This is a genomic window from Enterobacter sp. ECC-019 (assembly GCF_043974075.1).
GTDB classification, from domain to species: Bacteria; Pseudomonadota; Gammaproteobacteria; order Enterobacterales; family Enterobacteriaceae; genus Enterobacter; species Enterobacter asburiae_D.
This window is the reverse complement of the sequence record NZ_CP143759.1, coordinates 3,387,071-3,406,446: the sequence shown is the minus strand read 5'-3', so window position 1 is coordinate 3,406,446 and position 19,376 is coordinate 3,387,071. Positions and strand designations below refer to the sequence as shown.

Below are 19,376 nucleotides of genomic sequence, written 5' to 3'. Positions count from 1 at the left end.
GGGCGTTGTCTATACTTTACACACAAGGATTAGGGGCTTTTCCCCTGACAACCCAAAGTTCCGGAGGTGACACATGAAACGCAAAAACGCTTCGTTACTCGGTAACGTACTGATGGGATTGGGGCTGTTCGTGATGGTAGCCGGCGTGGGGTATTCAATTTTAAACCAGTTACCGCAGCTTGACCTCCCGCAATACTTTGCGCATGGCGCGATATTGAGCATCTTCGTTGGTGCGGTATTGTGGCTGGCAGGGGCTCGCGTGAGCGGCCATGAGGAAGTGTGTGACAAATACTGGTGGGTGCGCCACTACGATAAACGCTGTCGTCGCGACCAGCATAAGCACAGCTAGTGCTACGATAAAGAACACCGAAACGGCTCCCGAGGGAGTCGTTTTTTTTTGCATCAAGGGTTGACCCTCACGTAACGTAAGGCTCCAGAGTGGCGCCACTGGCAAAGAAAAAGGAGCAGTTATGTTGATTCAGGTGGGTGAGCTGGCGAAACGTGCCGGGATCACCGTGCGGACATTGCACCACTATGAGCAAACAGGGTTGTTGCTGCCTTCTGCCAGAAGCGCGGCAGGTTACCGGCTTTACAACCTGGCGGATGTCCAGCGTCTGCACATGATCCAGGCGCTGGCAAAAGCGGGGCTGGAACTTGCTGAAATCAGGGATTTCCTGGAACAGGAGTCGCTGTCGTTAACCGAGTTACTCGATGCGCAAATCACGCTGCTGGATAAACAGCTGCGCAGCATACATACGCTGCGCGACCGGCTGGTGGAGCTGCGGACCGGGCTTATCGACGATGCGACGCCGGATCTGGAATCCTGGCTACAGACTCTGGAGTTAATGAATATGTACGATCGCTGGTTTAGCAAAGAAGAGTTACAGCAGCTGCCGTTTGCGATGCAGAAGGATGCGCTGACGGCTATCTGGTCGGGGCTGGTTGCAGAGGCCAACACGCTTCTGGAGCAACATGTACCCGTTACGGACGCGCGAGCCATGGACCTGGCGACGCGCTGGATGGTACGCCTGGAGCAGGACACGGCGGGCAAGCCGGAATTTCTCACCCGGCTGAACGAGATGCACAGCGTTGAACCGCAGATGCAGGTGCAGACCGGTATCACGCCGGAGATGACGGATTACATCACGCGCGCGTTTGCGGAATCTAAGCTCAGCATATGGGAGAAGTATCTCACTGTCGAAGAGATGGCCTTTACCCGGGCACACTACTTTGACCGCATGATGGAGTGGCCGCCGCTGGTGGCGAAACTGCATCATGCGCAGCGGGATAATATCGAACCCGCCTCGGAGGAGGCGCAAAAGCTGGCTGAAAACTGGCTGACATTGTTCGAGTCTTACGCGAGCACGAACCCGGAGACCCAGCAAAAGTTTCGCACTGCCATGCAGCAGGAGGCGCACCTGATGAAAGGAACATGGATGACGCCTGCCGTGGTTGCATGGCTCCAGCAGGCGATCGGGGTGATGATGCAGAGACGTTTCTCTGCATCAGGTCACTCACAAATCCGCTAACGCGGCGTCACGGTTAGGGTAGAAGGAGAGTCGGCCAGGGATAGGCTGCACGCCCGCGCGCGCCATGGTGCGCAGCGGCTGAAACTCCAGGTTACTCACCCGCAGCTCACAGCCTGCCGGCAGACGTGCCACAAAGCGCTGGAAGGCATCCAGGCCGCCTGCATCCAGCACGGGTACGGCATCCCACTTCAGCACCACAACCCGTTTGCCCGCGATGCGGGATTCCAGATCGCTAAACAAACCTTCCGCCGCAGCGAAGAACAGCGGGCCAATCACGCGCAGCACCAGCACATCGTCAGGCACCTCGACGTTAACCGGGGAAAGGCGCGTCATCTGCGCGATGCGGCGCATAAACAGCAGGGACGCCAGCACGATCCCGACGCTGATGGCGATAACCATGTCGAACAGCACGGTCAGCGACATGCAGATCAGCATCACGATGATGTCGTCTTTCGGCGCGCGACGCAGCAGGTTCACCACCTTATGCGCCTCACTCATGTTCCAGGCCACCATCAGCAGCAGGGCGGCCATGGCAGAAAGCGGCAGCCAGGAGAGCAGCGGGGCGAGGATCAGCAGGGCGAGGATCACCAGCACGGAGTGGATAACCGCCGAAACGGGTGAGGTTGCCCCCGCGCGCACGTTTGCCGCAGAACGGGCGATGGCTGCCGTTGCGGTAATACCGCCGAAGAACGGCGCGACGAGGTTGCCTAATCCCTGACCGACCAGCTCGCTGTTGGCTTTGTGTTTAGTGCCGGTCATACCGTCCAGAACGACGGCACAGAGCAGGGATTCAATCGCCCCCAACATCGCCATAGAGAACGCGGCGGGAAGCAGGGCACGCAGGGAATCCCAGCTTAGGGTGAAGCTGGAGCCGGGCATGTCCCAGGGGAGCACCAGCTGCGGCAACAGTTGCGGAATGCCGCTACCCTGTGAACCGTCCGCCAGAACATAGTGGAACTGTGAGCCGATAGTCGCGACATGACCGCCGAACATATTGACGATGGCCATCACCGCGCAGCCCAGCAGCAGCGCGGGAAGGTGGCCCGGCAGACGGATCCCCAGACGAGGCCAGACGATCAGCGTGCCCAGCGTCACAATCCCGATGGCGGCATCGCCCAGGTTGGCGCTCGGCAGCGCCATAAACAGCGCCCCCACTTTCTGTAAATAGTGCTCAGGAACATGAGTCATTTGCAGGCCGAGGAAATCCTTGATCTGCATGGTTCCGATGGTGATACCAATCCCCGAGGTGAATCCCAGCGTCACGGAAAGGGGGATGTACTCGATCAGCCGCCCAAAGCGGGCCAGGCCAAACAGAATCAAAAAGACGCCGGACATCAGGGTGGCGACCAGCAGGCCTGCCAGACCAAACTGCTGCGAAACCGGGTAGAGGATCACCACGAAGGCGGCGGTCGGGCCGGAGACGCTGAAGCGCGAGCCGCCCGTCAGGGCAATGACTATCCCGGCAACGGCCGAGGTGTACAGGCCGTACTGCGGCGCAACGCCGCTGCCAATCGCCAGCGCCATCGCCAGCGGGATGGCGATAATGCCGACGGTGATCCCGGCAATCAGGTCACGTACAAAGCGTGACGAGGTGTATTTCTCTTTCCAGCAGGCGTCGATGAGGGCGCGAAAGGGCAGAACATGTGAGGAGGTTACGTTTTTCACAATTATCTATCATCCGTATGCGCATCATCTGTCATGTGAATGGCAGGTGAAGGAGGCATTAATCATACAAATAAAACCCAGAGACAAAAAAACCCGCCGCAGCGGGTTTTTCGGCCGTGTTCGATTAGTGTTCGAACATTGCTGAGATTGATTCTTCGTTGCTGATACGACGAATCGCTTCGGCCAGCATCCCGGACAGGGTCAACGTACGCACGTTTGGCAGTGCTTTGATCTCGTCGCTCAGAGGGATGGTATCGCATACCACCACTTCGTCAATGACGGAGTTGCGCAGGTTGTTTACCGCGTTACCGGAGAAGATCGGGTGAGTCGCGTAAGCGAACACGCGCTTGGCACCACGCTCTTTCAGCGCTTCAGCTGCTTTACACAGCGTACCGCCGGTATCGATCATGTCGTCAACCAGCACGCAGTCACGGCCAGCAACGTCACCGATGATGTGCATCACCTGAGAAACGTTAGCGCGCGGACGGCGTTTGTCGATGATCGCCATGTCGGTATCGTTCAGCAGCTTAGCGATAGCACGGGCACGTACCACGCCGCCGATGTCCGGAGAAACCACGATTGGGTTATCCAGGTTCAGCTGCAGCATGTCTTCCAGCAGAATTGGGCTGCCGAATACGTTATCAACCGGGACGTCGAAGAAGCCCTGGATCTGCTCTGCGTGCAGGTCAACGGTCAGTACGCGGTCAACGCCGACGCTGGACAGGAAGTCAGCGACAACTTTAGCGGTGATTGGCACACGTGCGGAACGGACGCGACGGTCCTGACGAGCATAGCCGAAGTAAGGGATTACAGCAGTGATACGGCCTGCTGAAGCGCGACGCAGGGCGTCGACCATAACAACCAATTCCATCAGGTTGTCGTTTGTTGGAGCACAGGTGGACTGGATGATGAAAATATCACCACCGCGTACATTTTCGTTAATTTGTACGCTGACTTCGCCGTCGCTAAAGCGACCTACGGCGGCGTCGCCGAGGGAAGTGTACAGGCGGTTGGCAATACGTTGTGCTAGTTCCGGGGTGGCGTTACCAGCAAAAAGCTTCATATCAGGCACGAGAAGAACCTCAGGCATGCGTCCAGTGGTGGATAGCGTTCGCCGCAAACTGTGCGGGCCAGGCGAAGGCTATCCAGGCGGTGTATTAAAGAGCGCGATGCAACGTCTGGAACAGGGTGACGTTGTCACCGAAACTCAGTCTGCGCCAGAATGGCCTGCTGTAGAGGGGAGGTGTTCATCCCACGTGCTACAAAACCATGCAGCCAAACCGGCGCTTGCTCAAGCACCTGACGAGCGGCGGATTCGGTGTCAAATTCAGCAAAGACACAGGCCCCTGTACCAGTCAGGCGCGACGGCGCGTATTCTAACAGCCAGGAAAGCACCGCATCAACCTCGCGAAAACGTTTTCTTGCGATATCCTCGCAATCGTTGCTGAATTCACAATTTAATAACGTTTCTATTGACCGAACCGGGGTATTCCTTTTCAGGTCAGGATCTTTAAAGATGACCGGGGTCGGAATGCTCACGCCAGGGTGGGCAACCAGATACCATTTCTCCGGCGGGTCGACTGGCGTGAGGATCTCGCCTACGCCCTCGGCAAAAGCCGCATGACCGCGAACAAACACCGGGACATCCGCCCCCAGCGTCAAGCCCAGGGCTGCCAGTTCGTCCTTTGAGAGCCCGCAGCCCCAGAGGTGGTTCAGCGCAACCAGCACGGTGGCGGCGTTGGATGAGCCACCGCCCAGACCGCCGCCCATCGGCAGGCGCTTCTCGATACGGATATCCGCACCGCTTCCCGCAGGCAGACGGCCCGATTCCGCTGCGGCTTTCATCAGCAGGCGCGCGGCGCGCACGATCAGGTTGTCCTCATGCGCCACGCCGTCGACCGGCGTTAGCAGGCAAATTTGCCCGTCCTGGCGCAGTTCAATGGAGATCGTGTCGCCATAGTCAATAAACTGAAACAGCGTCTGCAGGGTGTGATAACCGTCAGCACGCTGGCCGGTGATGTATAAAAACAGGTTCAGCTTTGCCGGAGAGGGCCAGTGGGTCATCATTTAACGATCCAGTTGTCCATTTTCAGCTTGATACGCTGGCTGCCCTGGGTCAGTTCCATATTCGATGGCAGCGACGGTTTACTCTTACTGTCATAGGCGCTGTACACCACTTTCCAGGTTTTACCGTTCTGGGTGTAGTTCACCTGGCTCAGACGGTACTGGTCGTCAAGTGTGTAGTCAGTTGCCTCACCCGGCAGGCCAAGGATCCACTGGCGCAGGCTGTTGAGCGGGATAGGCATCCCGGTCAGCTTGCCAATCATCTCTTCAGCATCGGTCGCGGTATAGTGCTGACCTTTGTTATCGGTGATCTGCGCTTCACCCGGCTTGGCGATAAGCTCCAGTTCGGTGCTGCCCAGCGGGTTCAGCAGCAGCAGGCGATAGTTGTCCTGACCCGTCTGCTGCCAGAAGAAGCGGGCATAAACCTTTTGTTCGTCAGAGAGATAAGCGAAAGCGCCGCGGGTCTGGTACTGGTTCAAATTACGGACGTCCTGCTGGTGCTGACGCCACTGCGGTGAATCAGGGCTTTTGCCCGGGCCTTTTGGTTGAGTGACGGTACATGCGGTCAGAACCAGTGCTGCCAGCGGCAGCAGGCGAATCAGTCGGGTCATAATGAGGACAAATCCTTGAGATACGTTGCAGTTATAACTGTTAATGCTAGCGTCGAAGGGGGCTACCGTCTACGTTCAAATTATCTCAAAGCGTTGTGTAACCTATTACTCCGAAAGGGGGCAGTCCCTTTTATTGATCTCGCGCATCCTGTATGATGCGTTCTGCTAACCTTATTAACGCTGGTACTACTCCCGCTCAACATGACCCTATTAGCACTCGGCATCAACCACAAAACGGCCCCGGTTTCGCTGCGAGAACGCGTGACGTTTTCGCCGGATACGCTTGACCTGGCGCTGGACAGCCTGCTTGCACAGCCAATGGTGCAGGGTGGCGTGGTGCTCTCGACGTGCAACCGTACTGAGCTGTATTTAAGCGTGGAGGAGCAGGACAACCTGCATGAAGCGCTGATCCGCTGGTTATGCGACTACCACAATCTCAACGAAGACGAGCTGCGCAACAGCCTGTACTGGCATCAGGACAACGATGCGGTCAGCCATCTGATGCGCGTCGCCAGCGGGCTGGATTCGCTGGTGCTGGGCGAGCCGCAGATCCTGGGTCAGGTTAAAAAAGCGTTTGCGGACTCGCAAAAAGGGCATCTTAAAGCCAGCGAGCTGGAGCGCATGTTCCAGAAGTCGTTCTCCGTGGCGAAGCGTGTGCGAACCGAAACCGACATTGGTGCCAGTGCGGTTTCCGTTGCTTTCGCGGCCTGCACCCTTGCACGCCAAATCTTTGAATCCCTGTCTACCGTCACCGTGATGCTGGTGGGGGCGGGCGAAACCATCGAACTTGTGGCGCGCCATCTGCGCGAGCATAAAGTGAAAAAGATGATTATCGCTAACCGCACCCGCGAACGCGCGCAGGTGCTGGCGGATGAAGTGGGTGCAGAGGTGGTTGCCCTGAGCGACATCGATGAACGCCTGAAAGAGGCGGACATTATTATCAGCTCTACCGCCAGCCCGCTGCCGATTATCGGAAAAGGGATGGTGGAGCGTGCGCTGAAGTCCCGTCGTAATCAGCCGATGCTGCTGGTGGATATCGCCGTCCCGCGCGATGTTGAGCCGGAAGTGGGCAAGCTGCCTAACGCCTACCTCTACAGCGTGGATGACCTGCAAAGCATCATTTCGCACAACCTCGCCCAGCGTAAAGCGGCGGCGGTACAGGCGGAAACCATCGTTGAGCAGGAAACCAGTGAGTTTATGGCCTGGCTGCGCGCGCAAAGCGTCAGCGAGACCATCCGCGAGTATCGCGGGCAGGCGGAGCAGGTGCGTGATGACCTGACTGCCAAAGCGTTAGCGGCCCTCGAACAGGGCGGTGACGCAAATGCGATTATGCAGGACCTGGCGTGGAAACTGACCAACCGCCTGATCCATGCACCAACCAAATCTCTTCAGCAGGCCGCCCGTGACGGGGATGATGAACGCCTGACTATTCTGCGCAACAGCCTCGGGCTGGAATAGCGCCCTATACCCATTTTCTAAGACAAGGTGCACTTACGCCTATGAAGCCTTCTATCGTCGCTAAACTGGAAGCTCTGCACGAGCGCCATGAAGAAGTACAGGCGCTGCTCGGGGATGCCGGGACCATCGCAGATCAGGAACGTTTTCGCGCGCTCTCGCGTGAATATGCGCAGTTAAGTGATGTTTCTAAATGCTTTACCGACTGGCGACAGGTTCAGGAAGATATCGAGACCGCACAGATGATGCTCGACGATCCTGAAATGCGCGAGATGGCGCAGGAAGAGTTGCAGGATGCGAAAGCGCGTTCTGAAGAGATGGAACAGCAGCTTCAGGTGCTTCTGCTGCCGAAAGATCCGGACGATGAGCGTAACGCGTTTGTGGAAGTGCGCGCCGGTACCGGCGGTGACGAAGCGGCGCTGTTTGCCGGGGATCTGTTCCGCATGTACAGCCGCTACGCCGAATCGCGTCGCTGGCGCGTGGAGATCATGAGCGCCAACGAAGGCGAACATGGTGGCTACAAAGAGGTTATCGCCAAGATCAGCGGCGACGGCGTGTACGGTCGTCTCAAGTTTGAATCCGGCGGTCACCGCGTGCAGCGCGTACCGGCCACCGAATCTCAGGGACGCATTCACACCTCAGCCTGTACGGTAGCGGTGATGCCGGAGCTGCCGGAAGCAGAGCTGCCGGACATCAATCCGGCGGACCTGCGTATTGATACTTTCCGCTCCTCTGGCGCGGGCGGTCAGCACGTCAACACCACCGACTCCGCCATCCGTATTACCCATCTGCCAACCGGCATCGTCGTCGAATGCCAGGACGAGCGTTCACAGCACAAAAACAAAGCCAAAGCGTTGTCCGTGCTGGGCGCGCGTATCCACGCAGCCGAAATGGCGAAACGTCAGCAGGCGGAAGCGTCTACGCGTCGTAACCTGCTGGGCAGCGGCGATCGCAGCGACCGTAACCGCACCTATAACTTCCCGCAGGGCCGCGTAACCGACCACCGCATCAACCTGACGCTGTACCGTCTGGACGAGGTGATGGAAGGGAAGCTGGATATGCTGATCGAGCCTATCGTGCAGGAATACCAGGCCGACCAGCTGGCGGCACTGTCCGAGCAGGACTAATGGATTTTCAGCACTGGTTACGTGAGGCGGCCGGAGAGCTTGCAGAAAGCGAAAGCCCGAAACGCGATGCCGAAATTTTGCTTGAGCATGTGACGGGTAAAGCCCGTACGTATCTGCTGGCTTTTGGCGAAACCGAACTGACCGCGGAGCAGGAAGCGCAGCTCGCCGCGCTGCTTGCCCGTCGTAAAACAGGCGAGCCGGTGGCACACCTTGTCGGTGAACGTGAGTTCTGGTCGTTACCGCTGTACGTCTCGGCGGCGACGCTGATCCCGCGTCCGGACACCGAGTGTCTGGTTGAGCAGGCGCTTGCGCGTTTACCGGCGACGGCCTGCAGCATTCTCGACCTCGGTACGGGCACCGGTGCTATCGCGCTGGCGCTTGCCACCGAGCGGCCCGACTGCGCGGTAACGGCGGTGGATGTAATGCCCGATGCGGTGGCGCTGGCGCAGCGTAACGTGGAACGTCTTGGGCTCCGCAACGTGACGGTGCTGCAAAGCAGCTGGTTTGCCACGCTGAAGAATCGCTTATTTGCGATGATTGTCAGCAATCCTCCTTATATCGACGAACATGACCCGCACCTTGCGCAGGGAGATGTTCGCTTCGAACCGCTCACGGCGCTCGTGGCCGCCAACGCGGGATTAGCCGATCTTGATCACATTGTGACAACGTCACGGGAATATTTACTTCCCGGCGGCTGGCTGCTCGTGGAGCATGGCTGGACGCAGGGAGAAGCCGTGCGGGCACTGTTTACGCAAGCAGGTTACGCCGCAGTCGAAACCTGCCGCGACTACGGCGGCAACGAACGCCTGACGCTGGGGCAATGGTTATGAGCCTGTTTACCGTGCTTATTACCGTCCACCTGATTTCCGTGGCGCTGACCATCAGCTTTTTTATCGTCCGTTATTGGTGGCGCTACAGTAACAATCCGCTGACGGATGCCCGCTGGGTGCGTATCGCGCCGCACTGCATCGACACGGTGTTGTTCCTTTCCGGTGCCGGGCTCATGTGGAAGACCGGCTATCTGCCATTTACTGATAAAGGCGCATGGCTGACTGAAAAGCTGTTTGGCGTTATCATCTACATCGTTTTGGGTTTTATCGCGCTTGGGCGTCGTCGTCCGCGCAGCCAGCAGGTTGGGTTTATCGCCTTTCTGCTGGGTCTGGTGGTGCTGTACATCATCATTAAACTCGCCACCACAAGAATACCGTTACTGGGGTAAGTCATGAGGTCCTTAGCCGATTTCGAATTTAATAAAGTGCCGCTTTGCGATGGCATGATCCTGATTTCTGAGATGATTCGCGACGATTTTACGTCGCAGTTTGTCTACGATGAACTGGAGAATCTGGTCAGCCTGGCGCGTGAAGAGATTAATCAGGCTCGCCCGCAAGACTGGCAATTAGAGAAGCTGCTGGAGCTTTTCTACGGCGAATGGGGTTTCTGCGACACGCGGGGCGTATATCGTCTGTCTGACGCGTTATGGCTGGACCAGGTCTTAAAAAATCGTCAGGGCAGCGCCGTGGCGCTGGGTTCTATTTTGCTGTGGGTCGCGCACCGTCTGGATATTCCGCTGGTCCCGGTCATTTTTCCGACGCAGATGATCCTGCGTGCAGAGTGGCTGGACGGCGAAATGTGGCTCATTAATCCCTTCAACGGCGACACGTTGGATGAACATACGCTGGACGTGTGGCTGAAAGGCAATATCAGCCCGGTGGCTGAGCTCTTCAACGAAGATCTCGACGAGGCGGATAACGCTGAGGTCATTCGCAAGCTGCTGGATACGCTGAAGTCCGCGCTAATGGAAGAGCGTCAGATGGAGCTGGCGTTGCGCGCCAGTGAAGTGCTGCTGCAGTTCAACCCGGAAGACCCGTACGAAATTCGCGATCGCGGGCTGATCTATGCGCAGCTCGACTGCGAGCACGTGGCGCTGAATGATTTGAATTATTTCGTCGAGCAGTGTCCGGAAGACCCCATTAGCGAAATGATTCGTGCGCAGATCAATGCGATCTCGCACAAACAAATTACACTGCATTAATCGTAATTCCGATTCACACCTGAATAAGGCGATCCTATGAAACAAAAAGTGGTTAGCATTGGTGATATCAAGGTAGCAAACGATCTGCCGTTCGTACTGTTTGGCGGCATGAACGTGCTGGAATCCCGCGACCTCGCCATGCGTATCTGCGAACACTACGTGACCGTGACCCAGAAGCTGGGCATCCCGTACGTGTTTAAGGCCTCTTTTGACAAAGCCAACCGCTCCTCCATCAATTCTTACCGTGGCCCGGGCCTGGAAGAGGGAATGAAAATTTTCCAGGAGCTGAAGCAGACCTTTGGCGTGAAAGTGATCACCGACGTGCATGAAGCCTCACAGGCGCAGCCAGTGGCAGACGTGGTCGACGTGATCCAGCTCCCGGCGTTCCTGGCTCGCCAGACTGACCTGGTTGCGGCGATGGCGAAAACCGGTGCCGTGATTAACGTGAAAAAACCACAGTTCGTCAGCCCGGGTCAGATGGGTAACATTGTCGATAAGTTTATCGAAGGCGGTAACGACAAAATTATTCTGTGTGACCGTGGCGCTAACTTCGGTTACGACAACCTGGTTGTCGACATGCTGGGCTTCAGCGTGATGAAAAATGTCTCCGGCCAGTCTCCGGTGATTTTCGACGTGACCCACGCCCTGCAGTGCCGCGACCCGTTCGGCGCCGCGTCCGGTGGTCGTCGTGCCCAGGTTACCGAGCTGGCGCGTGCCGGTATGGCGACTGGCCTGGCTGGTCTGTTTATTGAAGCGCACCCGGATCCGGCAAATGCGAAATGCGACGGCCCATCTGCGCTGCCGCTGGATAAGCTGGAGCCGTTCCTGAAACAGATCAAAGCGATTGACGATCTGGTGAAGAGCTTTGACGAGCTGGATACCAGCAACTAATAAAAAAACCCGCTTCGGCGGGTTTTTTTATGGGGCATATTGCCGGGTGGCGCTGCGCTTACCCGGCCTACAAAACCCGTAAAGGCTACGCAAAAATCGTCATCAAATACGCGATAAACAACGCCATATGCGCCGCGCCATTAAGCACGTTGGTGCGTCCGGTGGAGAACGAAATCTGGCACAGCAGCAACGAGGCCACCATCACAATCATCTCCGGCGCACCCAGCGCAAACTGCAGCTCGTTACCCGTCATAAAGGCAATCAGTGTCACCACCGGGACGGTAAGTGAAATCGTCGCCAGTACGGAGCCGAAGAACAGGTTCATTGCGCGCTGCACCTGATTATTCAACACCGCTTTCAGCGCGCCCAGCCCTTCCGGGGACAGAATCAGCAGGGCCACCAGGAAGCCGGTAAACGCTACCGGCGCGTTCAGCTCGGTTAACAGCGTTTCCAGCGGGTTGGCATTCATCTTGGTGACCGCAATCACCGCAATCAGATGCACGATCAGCCAAACCGTATGCCACACGCTGCTGTGGGCCGACGGCTTGCCGTGGTGCGGGTCATCATCGTCGCCGTCATCTTCATGCTCGTACACAAACAGGCTCTGGTGCGTTTTCGTCTGTATCAACAGGAATACGCCGTACATGGCGGCGGAAATCAGTGCGACCAGCAGCGCCTGACCGGTAGAAAAATTCGCGCCCGGCAGCGCCATCGGGAAGACCAGCACGATAATGGCCAGCGGGAAGAGGGCAATCAGATACTGTTTAATGCCGAACAAGTTCATATACTGGGTCGCGAACTTGCGGCCGCCCAGCAGCAGAGAGAAGCCCACCAGCCCACCCGTCACAATCATAATGATTGAGTAGAGCGTGTCGCGCATCAGCGTCGGCGCGGCATCGCCGGTCGCCATGAGCGCGGAAATCAGGCTGACTTCGAGAATCACGACGGAAAGGCTGAGAATTAACGATCCGTACGGCTCACCCAGACGGTGGGCCAGGACATCCGCATGGCGAACGACGCTAAACGCGCTGGTTAAGATGCCGACCAGGGCAAGAATATTGATACCAACCACCACTGGCAGTGACTGACTGCTTCCCCAGAAGAGCAGCACAGCCAGTGCCAGAACCGGGAAAATGAGTGACGTCTCCTTGTGGCGGGTCTTTACCGCCTCGTGTGTTGCTGTCATGTGCTTCTCCATCAATGCAGGTGCTTGTAATTATAGATAGATTTTTGAGGTCATTAAACTAACAGATCTCTGATAAATACCCTTTATTTTTTACTTAATTTTACCCTTTGTCATGATTTTTATGTTTGATGTCTATAATTCGCTGTCTTAATTTAATATTCATTAAATAACAATGAATTATAAATAGTATATATTCATAAATTATCGCGGAGTGGCACGCTGCCATATCGTCGTCCACACTTATCTCTTTAGCCAAAAGAGAGGTCAGTGATGCCCTATAAAACGAAACGCGAATTACCCGATAATGTGCAAAACGTGCTGCCCGCCCACGCGCAGGATATCTACAAAGAGGCGTTTAACAGCGCATGGGATCAATACAAAGATAAGGACGATCGCCGGGATGATGCCAGCCGTGAAGAGACGGCGCACAAAGTCGCCTGGGCCGCCGTAAAACATGAATATGAGAAAGGAGACGACGATAAATGGCATAAAAAGAAATAGCCGTGAAATAATTCGCTGCCTTCATTTTGACTTTTCAGGCGGTTGAACTTCCGTTGTATTGCAACTGGTCCGCTAATTGCTTATCGTTATTTAACTGCTGGCAAAATGACCAGCACCTAAGGCCGGGAAGGCGAATTACAGATGTCGCAAGGAAGCATGCAGTGGCGGAGGTGTAAAGTGTTAACGCGTGATTTCTTAATGAAGGCAGATTGTAAGACGGCATTTGGTGCTATTGAGGAATCGCTTCTCTGGTCAGCTGAACAACGTGCGGCGTCACTCGCTGCCACGCTTGCCTGCCGCCCGGATGATGGCCCGGTATGGATTTTTGGCTACGGTTCCCTGATGTGGAACCCGGCTCTGGAATTTGTCGAATCGGCAACGGGAACGCTGCCCGGCTGGCATCGCGCATTTTGCCTGCGCCTGACGGCCGGACGCGGCAGCGCGTGCCAGCCGGGGCGCATGCTTGCACTGAAAGAGGGCGGGCGCACCACGGGCGTGGCGTATCGCCTTCCGGATACCACGCTGGAAGAGGAGCTCACGCTGCTCTGGAAGCGCGAGATGATCACCGGCTGCTATATGCCGAGCTGGTGCAAGCTGGAACTGGACGACGGTCGTACCGTCAATGCGCTGGTGTTTATTATGGACCCGCGCCATCCGCTGTATGAAGCGGATACCCGTACGCAGGTGATTGCCCCGTTAATCGCCGCCGCGAGCGGGCCGCTGGGCACCAACGCGCAGTATCTCTTCTCCCTCGATCAGGAGCTAACCCGCCTCGGCATGAAGGACGACTGTCTGAATGAGCTGGTGGTGAAGGTAAAGGCGCTGCTGGAAGGGAACCCGCTCAACGGCACGCTGCGAGCAGGCTTTGCCTGATAATACGCCCGGCTCGCCGGGCGTTTAATCTTATGCGGCCACGTAGCTGACGGAATGCTCCAGCGACTGACTGTGGCTGTCGATCAGCACATCCCACGTGCCGGTATACGGCACGGTAAGCCACGCTTTATCATCCTGCACGGTCAGAATATCCGCCTGGGATTGCTTTTGTGCTTTCGCACTCATCAGATGTATACGACAGCGCTCTGAGCAACGCACCACTACCGTATCCCCGCCAAACAGTTTCAAACTTGTTTTTACCAGTGCCATATTTTTACCCCGTCGATTTTGCCCATCCCGAGCGTGATATTGTTCACAAATTACTCATTGCATAACACCAAAGCGGGGGGTAAGGGATGATGATTTTGATCAAAAAATGGCATAACGTTTAAACAAAAATGACAAAATGCCTGAAAGCATTCAGCTGGCGCGGGTTTTACCCGGTAAATCCGCGCCGGAATAAAATTAAATGCGGAAATGGCCGGCAGTTTCAGCAAGGTCGCCAGCCTGGCTCTGCAGGGCTCCCGCGGCGGCGGCGGATTCCACCACCAGCTCAGCGTTCTGCTGCACCATGCGGTCGAGATGGGTTACCGCGTGGTTGATCTCGTGAATGCCTTTCATCTGCTCGCTGGTGGCGATGGAAATTTCGCGCATGATGCCAGAGACGCTGCCGATGCTGGAGCGGATCTCATCCATGCTTTCCCCTGCCAGATGCACGTAGCGGGAGCCGGTTGCCACGCTGTCGGTGGTGGAATCAATCAGCGATTTGATCTCTTTCGCCGCCTGAGCGCTACGGCTCGCCAGGTTACGCACTTCGCCTGCTACAACGGCAAACCCGCGCCCCTGCTCACCGGCACGCGCCGCCTCGACGGAGGCATTCAGCGCCAGAATGTTGGTCTGGAAAGCAATGCCGTCAATCACGCTGGTGATATCGCCAATTTTTGCCGACGCAACTTCAATGGACTGCATGGTGCTGATCGCCTGCGACACTACCTCGCCGCCGCGCGCCGCGGCCGCTGAGGCTTTGCTCGCCTGATCGTTGGCTTCTGCTGCCGATTCATTCGACTGCGTCACGGAGGCGGTGATCTGCTCTACGGCGCTGGCCGTCTCGCGCAGGCTGGATGCCGCCTGCTCGGTGCGTCCGGAAAGATCCTGATTACCTGCGGCAATCTCCTGCGCCGCGTTTTTCACCGATTCACTGGCATCCCGGAGCTGCACCATCACCACCGACAGCTTATCGCTGAAGGCGTTAAAGGCCTGGGCAATCTGCGCGACTTCGTCCTCGCCGCTGTCCGGCAGGCGCTGGGACAGATCGTTAGTCCCGTTGGCAATGTTGTGCATCGCGTCGCGAATGTCGGACAGACGCTTCAGCAGGCGGGCAATCAGGAAGTGAACAATGGCCGCACTCAGGAGTGCCAGGATCACCAGCGAAATCGCCGATGCTTTGAGCAGGGAACGCATGCCGGAGGTGGCGTCACCGTTGTCGAGCGCGACGACTAACAGCCAGTTAGTGCCCGGTACGGCTGTCGCCACGAAGGTTTTTTCAGCGTCGTTCAGCGTTCCGTCGACGAGGTTACCGCTTTTCAACGCAGCAAAATCAATGCCTTTGATCGTCTCAGCAAAGGGTTTGAGCGTCAGGGCCGGATCGTTAGCGGCAATCACGCTGCCGTCACTGTTCAGAAGCAACCCGCTGCTGGCCGGGGTTGGATGGATCCCGCGCACGTTAGCCACCACGCTGTCCATCGCCACATCGCCTGCCACCACCGCTTTGAGCGTGCCATTTTCTTTCACCGGCACGGCGAAGGTCACCACCAGTTTACCGGTTCCCGCATCAACGTAGGGTGCGGTGACAACCGGACCGTCCGTGCTGACTACCTGCTGATACCACGGGCGAATGGTCGGGTCATAATCCGCCGGAACGCCCGCCGGTTCAGAGAATTTCGCCGTTTTGCTGGCGTAGCCAACATAGACGTTGGTGAATCCACCCGCCTGCGCAAGCTGTTTAAACACCGGAACCGGATCGTCGCTCAGCGCAACGGTCTGCGCGGAGGCGATCACCGCCATCTTGCTTTTTACCCAGTCGGCAATCGCCATGTTATGGCTGGCGCTGGTGCTGGTCAGGATATCGCGCTGTGACTGCTGGTTATCCTGACGTGTGACCTGAAAGTTAATAACGGTATTGAGGAGAAGGGCGACGACCAGACAGCCTGCCGTCGCAGCGATGATGCGTGCACGAATCGATCTGAACATAAGTGAAATACCTGCTGTGTTGTTTCCATGCCTATCGGCAACCCCGCAGGTAAACTTGATGCTGAAACCGCGTCCATAAGAAAATAATATTTTTACGAGTTTATTATTAAAAAGTTAATACTTTATCTGCGGACAACGTCCACTCGGCCAGTTCAACCAGCGTACCAATTTCTACGCCATCAATCAGCGGCAGTCCGGTAATGCCCCGGCCGTCGGTGCAGGTCTTGCACAGCTTAACCGGCACGTTTTGCGCGGTCAGGATCTCCAGCATCTGCTGAATGTTATAGCCCTCTGCCGGTTTTTGACCTTTCAGCCCCGCGGTGACCGCGTCCGACATTAAAAAGATCCGTAACGCCAGGTCGCTCTCTTTTTCACGCAGCGCAATGGCCAGGCGCAGGCTGTTAAAAAGAGATTCGCTGCCGTAGGCCGCACCGTTGGCGACGATCACAATCTTTTGCATGTTGACTCCTGTTCTTATAAAGGCACGAATATTGCTTAATTCCCCGGAGTTTCGCGGTCTGGAGAGTAAGCATGACATTAATGGCTGGCATTTCGCCAGGCGCTGCCGAATGGCTCACGCGCGCAAAGATGATGCGCCGGGAGCAGTTCAGCAAGCTGGCACAGCTGGGCGTACTTGTGCACGGCATTAGCCAGTTGGTGCACATGTTACAGTGCGAGCGCGGGGCGTCCAACGTCTGGCTCTGCTCACAGGGTAAGCTGTACGCCCCCGAATGCAAAGCCAGCCGGGCGCTGGTGGATGAAAACCTCGCTGCCCTTTACGGCATTCTTGAAACACAGTCGCCGATCCCGGGAAGTACCGTCTGTGAACGCATTGGAGGCGCGCTCCTGAGCCTGGACACGCTTCCCGCGCTGCGTGACGGTGTGATTCAGCAAACGATAACGGCACCGCAGGCGATGGAACACTACTCCCGCATGCTTCGTCATCTGCTCAGTATCGTGCCGCAACTCAATGACAGCATTGACGATCCGCAAATTGCAGGGCGTTTTGTCGCGCTTTATAGCCTGATGCAGGGCAAAGAGCTGGCGGGACAGGAGCGGGCGCTGGGGGCGATTGGCTTCACGCAGGGCTTTTTCGATGAGGTGACTCGCCAGAGGCTGGTTGACCGCATTGACGGGCAGCAGGCCTGCTTTGAGATCTTTCTCTCGCACAGCTCCGCTGACGTTCAGACCACCTTTTCAATGCACTGTCAGCCCGATCGTGAAACGGAGCAGCTCCGGCGAGTGGCCTGTACCCGCCAGCCTGCCGTAGATGATGGTCTTACCGCGCTGGCCTGGTTTGCTCTGCAAACCGCGCGCCTTGAGCATCTGCGCACGCTGGAGGAGACGATCATCGCCGATCTGATGGTCGCTGTGGACGAATGCATTCACCGTGACGATGACTACACGCTCCCCGCCGTTGAACAGGACGACCCGCCGATCCGCTATCCGGAAAAACCGTTGCTCACCCTGGTTCGCCAGCAGGCGCGCGAGATAGAGCAGCTCTCACGTCAGCTTGCGTCGCTGCGCGATACGCTTGAAGAGCGCAAAATCATTGATAAAGCGAAAAGCGTGCTGATGACCCACCAGAATATGAGTGAGGAACAGGCCTGGACGGCGCTGCGCAAAATGGCGATGGACAAGAACCAAAGGATGGTGGATATCGCCCGCGCGCTGCTCATGGTGAAGAATTTGTGGCAGGTAACACCAAAGGAGTAGCTGCACGGTCAGTGGGCATTCTCTGCCTGATTGCGGTGCGTAAATGAGAGGGAATTACGGTAAGTGCCGTAAAAAAAGTGTGTTAAAACCTGGCATTCGCTTTGCATTATCAGATTAACCATTTTTGACGATGCGCCAACGGCGGTGCATCCGTCTTCGGGATAAAGGCGTCCACTGGTGCTTCGGCACCGTGGGCGCTTTTTTTTGGTTTTTTTTCAGGAGTGGTCATGGCGGATTTGTCGAGACGGCGTTTTTTGCAGGCCAGCATGCTGGCGAGTGGCGCAATGCTATTACCGGGTGTCATGCAGGCCGCATGGGCGGCAGGCTCGGATAAACCGGAACAGGAAACAGTGCGCATCGGGTTTATCCCGCTGACCGACTGTGCCCCGGTGGTTATCGCTGCGCTGAAAGGGTTTGATAAAAAATACGGTATTACCATCGTGCCCACCAAAGAGGCGAGTTGGGCGGCGGTGCGCGACAAGCTGGTGGCGGGCGAGCTTGATGCCGCGCACATTCTCTACGGCCTGCTATATGGGCTGGAACTCGGCATCGCCGGCAAGCCACAGCAGATGGCTAACCTGATGACCCTCAACCAGAACGGTCAGGCGATTACGCTCTCCAGCGATCTGGCAGGGAAGGGCGTTCGCGATCTCGATGGGCTGAAAAAGCTGATTAGGCAGCAGGCGCCTGGCACTTATACCTTCGCGCACACCTTCCCGACCGGGACGCACGCCATGTGGCTCTACTACTGGCTGGCCAGTGCGGGCATTAACCCCTTTGACGACGTGCGCACGGTGGTGGTGCCGCCGCCGCAGATGGTGATGAACATGCGCATTGGCAACATGGTCGGCTTTTGCGTCGGCGAGCCGTGGAACGCGCGTGCCATCAACGACCGCATCGGTTTTACCGCCGCCACATCGCAGTCTATCTGGGCCGACCATCCGGAAAAAATCCTCGGTACGCGTCGCGACTGGGTGGAGAGAAATCCACACACCGCCCGGGCGCTGGTGAGTGCGGTGCTGGAGGCAGCGCGCTGGATCGAGGCGTCCCCGGAAAATAAACGCGAAACCGCGCAGATCCTCTCGCGCCGGGCGTGGCTCAACTGCAAAGAGCAGTACCTCACCGGACGGATGCTCGGCGAGTACGACAACGGTCTGGGACAGCGCTGGCAGGACGCACACCCGATCCGCTTCTTCAACGAGGGGGCCGTCAGCTATCCGTATCACTCCGACGGTATGTGGTTCTTAACCCAGTTCCGCCGCTGGGGCTTGCTCAAATCTGCGCCGGACTACGCAGGTATTACGCAGCGCATTAACCAGACCGCGGTCTGGCAGGATGCCGCCACGGCGGTGGGGGGCATCAGCACACCGACTTCACCACTGCGGAGTAGCACATTGATAGACGGCACCGTCTGGAACGGTACCGACCCGGAAGGATACGCCAGCCGTTTCGCCATTCACCGTAAAGGGGCCTGAT

The 19,376-nt window shown here is 57.0% G+C and carries 20 protein-coding genes; 12 read left to right on the top strand and 8 right to left on the bottom strand.

Going from position 1 to position 19,376, the window contains the following annotated elements; all coding sequences use genetic code 11:
* The first annotated feature begins 73 nt into the window (after positions 1 to 73).
* Both ychH and V1566_RS16180 read left to right on the top strand, forming a co-directional pair.
* Positions 74 to 349: a stress-induced protein YchH gene (gene ychH / locus V1566_RS16185; protein WP_032656663.1), complete on the top strand. Its 276-nt coding sequence runs from the start codon at positions 74 to 76 to the stop codon at positions 347 to 349.
* Between the two features lie 121 nt (positions 350 to 470).
* Complete coding sequence (locus tag V1566_RS16180; RefSeq protein WP_395303976.1) at positions 471 to 1,529, top strand: MerR family transcriptional regulator; 1,059 nt, start codon at positions 471 to 473, stop codon at positions 1,527 to 1,529.
* On the opposite strand, the gene dauA is transcribed toward V1566_RS16180, so the two are convergent.
* The 4 genes from dauA to lolB all read right to left on the bottom strand — a co-directional run bounded on the left by dauA (position 1,515) and on the right by lolB (position 5,869).
* The gene (dauA, locus tag V1566_RS16175) at positions 1,515 to 3,194 is read right to left on the bottom strand and encodes a C4-dicarboxylic acid transporter DauA (protein WP_395303975.1); all 1,680 of its coding nucleotides are present in this window, start codon (positions 3,192 to 3,194) and stop codon (positions 1,515 to 1,517) included. The two genes, V1566_RS16180 and dauA, sit on opposite strands and share 15 nt — an antisense overlap.
* A gap of 124 nt (positions 3,195 to 3,318) precedes the next feature.
* Positions 3,319 to 4,266 (bottom strand): ribose-phosphate diphosphokinase, encoded by a 948-nt coding sequence (gene prs, locus V1566_RS16170; protein WP_003856663.1) that lies wholly within the window; start codon positions 4,264 to 4,266, stop codon positions 3,319 to 3,321.
* Between the two features lie 125 nt (positions 4,267 to 4,391).
* Entirely contained in the window at positions 4,392 to 5,261 is an 870-nt protein-coding gene (gene ispE / locus V1566_RS16165) for a 4-(cytidine 5'-diphospho)-2-C-methyl-D-erythritol kinase (protein ID WP_395303974.1), read from the bottom strand.
* The gene (lolB, locus tag V1566_RS16160; protein WP_023312128.1) at positions 5,258 to 5,869 is read right to left on the bottom strand and encodes a lipoprotein insertase outer membrane protein LolB; all 612 of its coding nucleotides are present in this window, start codon (positions 5,867 to 5,869) and stop codon (positions 5,258 to 5,260) included. Before lolB ends, ispE begins: the two co-directional genes overlap by 4 nt.
* A gap of 201 nt (positions 5,870 to 6,070) precedes the next feature.
* Here lolB and hemA point away from each other — a divergent pair, with 201 nt between their 5' ends.
* From hemA to kdsA, 6 genes are read left to right on the top strand one after another with little or no spacing between them, the layout of a single operon-like run.
* Positions 6,071 to 7,327, top strand: coding sequence for a glutamyl-tRNA reductase (gene hemA / locus V1566_RS16155; RefSeq protein ID WP_023335999.1), 1,257 nt, complete (start codon positions 6,071 to 6,073; stop codon positions 7,325 to 7,327).
* Positions 7,328 to 7,368: 41 nt separating this feature from the next.
* On the top strand, positions 7,369 to 8,451 hold the full coding sequence (gene prfA, locus V1566_RS16150) for a peptide chain release factor 1 (protein ID WP_023335998.1): 1,083 nt from the start codon (positions 7,369 to 7,371) through the stop codon (positions 8,449 to 8,451).
* Positions 8,451 to 9,281 (top strand): peptide chain release factor N(5)-glutamine methyltransferase, encoded by an 831-nt coding sequence (gene prmC, locus V1566_RS16145; protein ID WP_395303973.1) that lies wholly within the window; start codon positions 8,451 to 8,453, stop codon positions 9,279 to 9,281. The genes prfA and prmC overlap by 1 nt, the downstream gene beginning before the upstream one ends.
* Positions 9,278 to 9,670 (top strand): invasion regulator SirB2, encoded by a 393-nt coding sequence (sirB2, locus tag V1566_RS16140; RefSeq protein ID WP_213327802.1) that lies wholly within the window; start codon positions 9,278 to 9,280, stop codon positions 9,668 to 9,670. Before prmC ends, sirB2 begins: the two co-directional genes overlap by 4 nt.
* Positions 9,671 to 9,673: 3 nt before the next feature.
* Positions 9,674 to 10,483: an invasion regulator SirB1 gene (gene sirB1, locus V1566_RS16135; protein WP_023312124.1), complete on the top strand. Its 810-nt coding sequence runs from the start codon at positions 9,674 to 9,676 to the stop codon at positions 10,481 to 10,483.
* Positions 10,484 to 10,519: 36 nt separating this feature from the next.
* Positions 10,520 to 11,374, top strand: coding sequence for a 3-deoxy-8-phosphooctulonate synthase (kdsA, locus tag V1566_RS16130; RefSeq protein WP_211445413.1), 855 nt, complete (start codon positions 10,520 to 10,522; stop codon positions 11,372 to 11,374).
* 85 nt (positions 11,375 to 11,459) lie between these two features.
* Here the strand turns inward: kdsA and chaA are convergent, their stop codons facing one another.
* A complete protein-coding gene (gene chaA / locus V1566_RS16125) occupies positions 11,460 to 12,560 on the bottom strand; it encodes a sodium-potassium/proton antiporter ChaA (protein WP_395303972.1) in 1,101 nt (366 codons plus the stop codon).
* A gap of 270 nt (positions 12,561 to 12,830) precedes the next feature.
* On the opposite strand from chaA, the gene chaB reads away from it, so the two are divergent.
* Both chaB and V1566_RS16115 read left to right on the top strand, forming a co-directional pair.
* On the top strand, positions 12,831 to 13,061 hold the full coding sequence (gene chaB, locus V1566_RS16120) for a putative cation transport regulator ChaB (RefSeq protein WP_008499518.1): 231 nt from the start codon (positions 12,831 to 12,833) through the stop codon (positions 13,059 to 13,061).
* Between the two features lie 177 nt (positions 13,062 to 13,238).
* Positions 13,239 to 13,934 carry a gamma-glutamylcyclotransferase gene (locus V1566_RS16115; protein ID WP_159514376.1) on the top strand — a complete coding sequence of 232 codons (696 nt, stop codon included), beginning with the start codon at positions 13,239 to 13,241 and terminating at the stop codon, positions 13,932 to 13,934.
* Between the two features lie 30 nt (positions 13,935 to 13,964).
* Here the strand turns inward: V1566_RS16115 and V1566_RS16110 are convergent, their stop codons facing one another.
* The 3 genes from V1566_RS16110 to V1566_RS16100 form a co-directional block, all read right to left on the bottom strand.
* Positions 13,965 to 14,204: a DUF1883 domain-containing protein gene (locus V1566_RS16110; RefSeq protein WP_013096243.1), complete on the bottom strand. Its 240-nt coding sequence runs from the start codon at positions 14,202 to 14,204 to the stop codon at positions 13,965 to 13,967.
* A gap of 195 nt (positions 14,205 to 14,399) precedes the next feature.
* Positions 14,400 to 16,184 carry a methyl-accepting chemotaxis protein gene (locus tag V1566_RS16105; RefSeq protein WP_395303971.1) on the bottom strand — a complete coding sequence of 595 codons (1,785 nt, stop codon included), beginning with the start codon at positions 16,182 to 16,184 and terminating at the stop codon, positions 14,400 to 14,402.
* Positions 16,185 to 16,290: 106 nt separating this feature from the next.
* Positions 16,291 to 16,644: a DsrE/DsrF/TusD sulfur relay family protein gene (locus tag V1566_RS16100; RefSeq protein WP_395303970.1), complete on the bottom strand. Its 354-nt coding sequence runs from the start codon at positions 16,642 to 16,644 to the stop codon at positions 16,291 to 16,293.
* 71 nt (positions 16,645 to 16,715) lie between these two features.
* On the opposite strand from V1566_RS16100, the gene nasR reads away from it, so the two are divergent.
* Both nasR and V1566_RS16090 read left to right on the top strand, forming a co-directional pair.
* Positions 16,716 to 17,900: a nitrate regulatory protein NasR gene (gene nasR, locus V1566_RS16095; protein WP_395303969.1), complete on the top strand. Its 1,185-nt coding sequence runs from the start codon at positions 16,716 to 16,718 to the stop codon at positions 17,898 to 17,900.
* Between the two features lie 227 nt (positions 17,901 to 18,127).
* The gene (locus V1566_RS16090) at positions 18,128 to 19,375 is read left to right on the top strand and encodes a CmpA/NrtA family ABC transporter substrate-binding protein (RefSeq protein ID WP_395303968.1); all 1,248 of its coding nucleotides are present in this window, start codon (positions 18,128 to 18,130) and stop codon (positions 19,373 to 19,375) included.
* Position 19,376: the final 1 nt, after the last annotated feature.

Coding starts and splice junctions, on each gene's coding strand:
- ychH (WP_032656663.1), top strand. CDS start 74: ATGAAACGCAAAAACGCTTCGTTACTCGGTAACGTACTGATGGGATTG.
- V1566_RS16180 (WP_395303976.1), top strand. CDS start 471: ATGTTGATTCAGGTGGGTGAGCTGGCGAAACGTGCCGGGATCACCGTG.
- ispE (WP_395303974.1), bottom strand. CDS start 5,261: ATGATGACCCACTGGCCCTCTCCGGCAAAGCTGAACCTGTTTTTATAC.
- lolB (WP_023312128.1), bottom strand. CDS start 5,869: ATGACCCGACTGATTCGCCTGCTGCCGCTGGCAGCACTGGTTCTGACC.
- hemA (WP_023335999.1), top strand. CDS start 6,071: ATGACCCTATTAGCACTCGGCATCAACCACAAAACGGCCCCGGTTTCG.
- prfA (WP_023335998.1), top strand. CDS start 7,369: ATGAAGCCTTCTATCGTCGCTAAACTGGAAGCTCTGCACGAGCGCCAT.
- prmC (WP_395303973.1), top strand. CDS start 8,451: ATGGATTTTCAGCACTGGTTACGTGAGGCGGCCGGAGAGCTTGCAGAA.
- sirB2 (WP_213327802.1), top strand. CDS start 9,278: ATGAGCCTGTTTACCGTGCTTATTACCGTCCACCTGATTTCCGTGGCG.
- sirB1 (WP_023312124.1), top strand. CDS start 9,674: ATGAGGTCCTTAGCCGATTTCGAATTTAATAAAGTGCCGCTTTGCGAT.
- kdsA (WP_211445413.1), top strand. CDS start 10,520: ATGAAACAAAAAGTGGTTAGCATTGGTGATATCAAGGTAGCAAACGAT.
- chaA (WP_395303972.1), bottom strand. CDS start 12,560: ATGACAGCAACACACGAGGCGGTAAAGACCCGCCACAAGGAGACGTCA.
- chaB (WP_008499518.1), top strand. CDS start 12,831: ATGCCCTATAAAACGAAACGCGAATTACCCGATAATGTGCAAAACGTG.
- V1566_RS16110 (WP_013096243.1), bottom strand. CDS start 14,204: ATGGCACTGGTAAAAACAAGTTTGAAACTGTTTGGCGGGGATACGGTA.
- V1566_RS16105 (WP_395303971.1), bottom strand. CDS start 16,184: ATGTTCAGATCGATTCGTGCACGCATCATCGCTGCGACGGCAGGCTGT.
- V1566_RS16100 (WP_395303970.1), bottom strand. CDS start 16,644: ATGCAAAAGATTGTGATCGTCGCCAACGGTGCGGCCTACGGCAGCGAA.
- nasR (WP_395303969.1), top strand. CDS start 16,716: ATGACATTAATGGCTGGCATTTCGCCAGGCGCTGCCGAATGGCTCACG.
- V1566_RS16090 (WP_395303968.1), top strand. CDS start 18,128: ATGGCGGATTTGTCGAGACGGCGTTTTTTGCAGGCCAGCATGCTGGCG.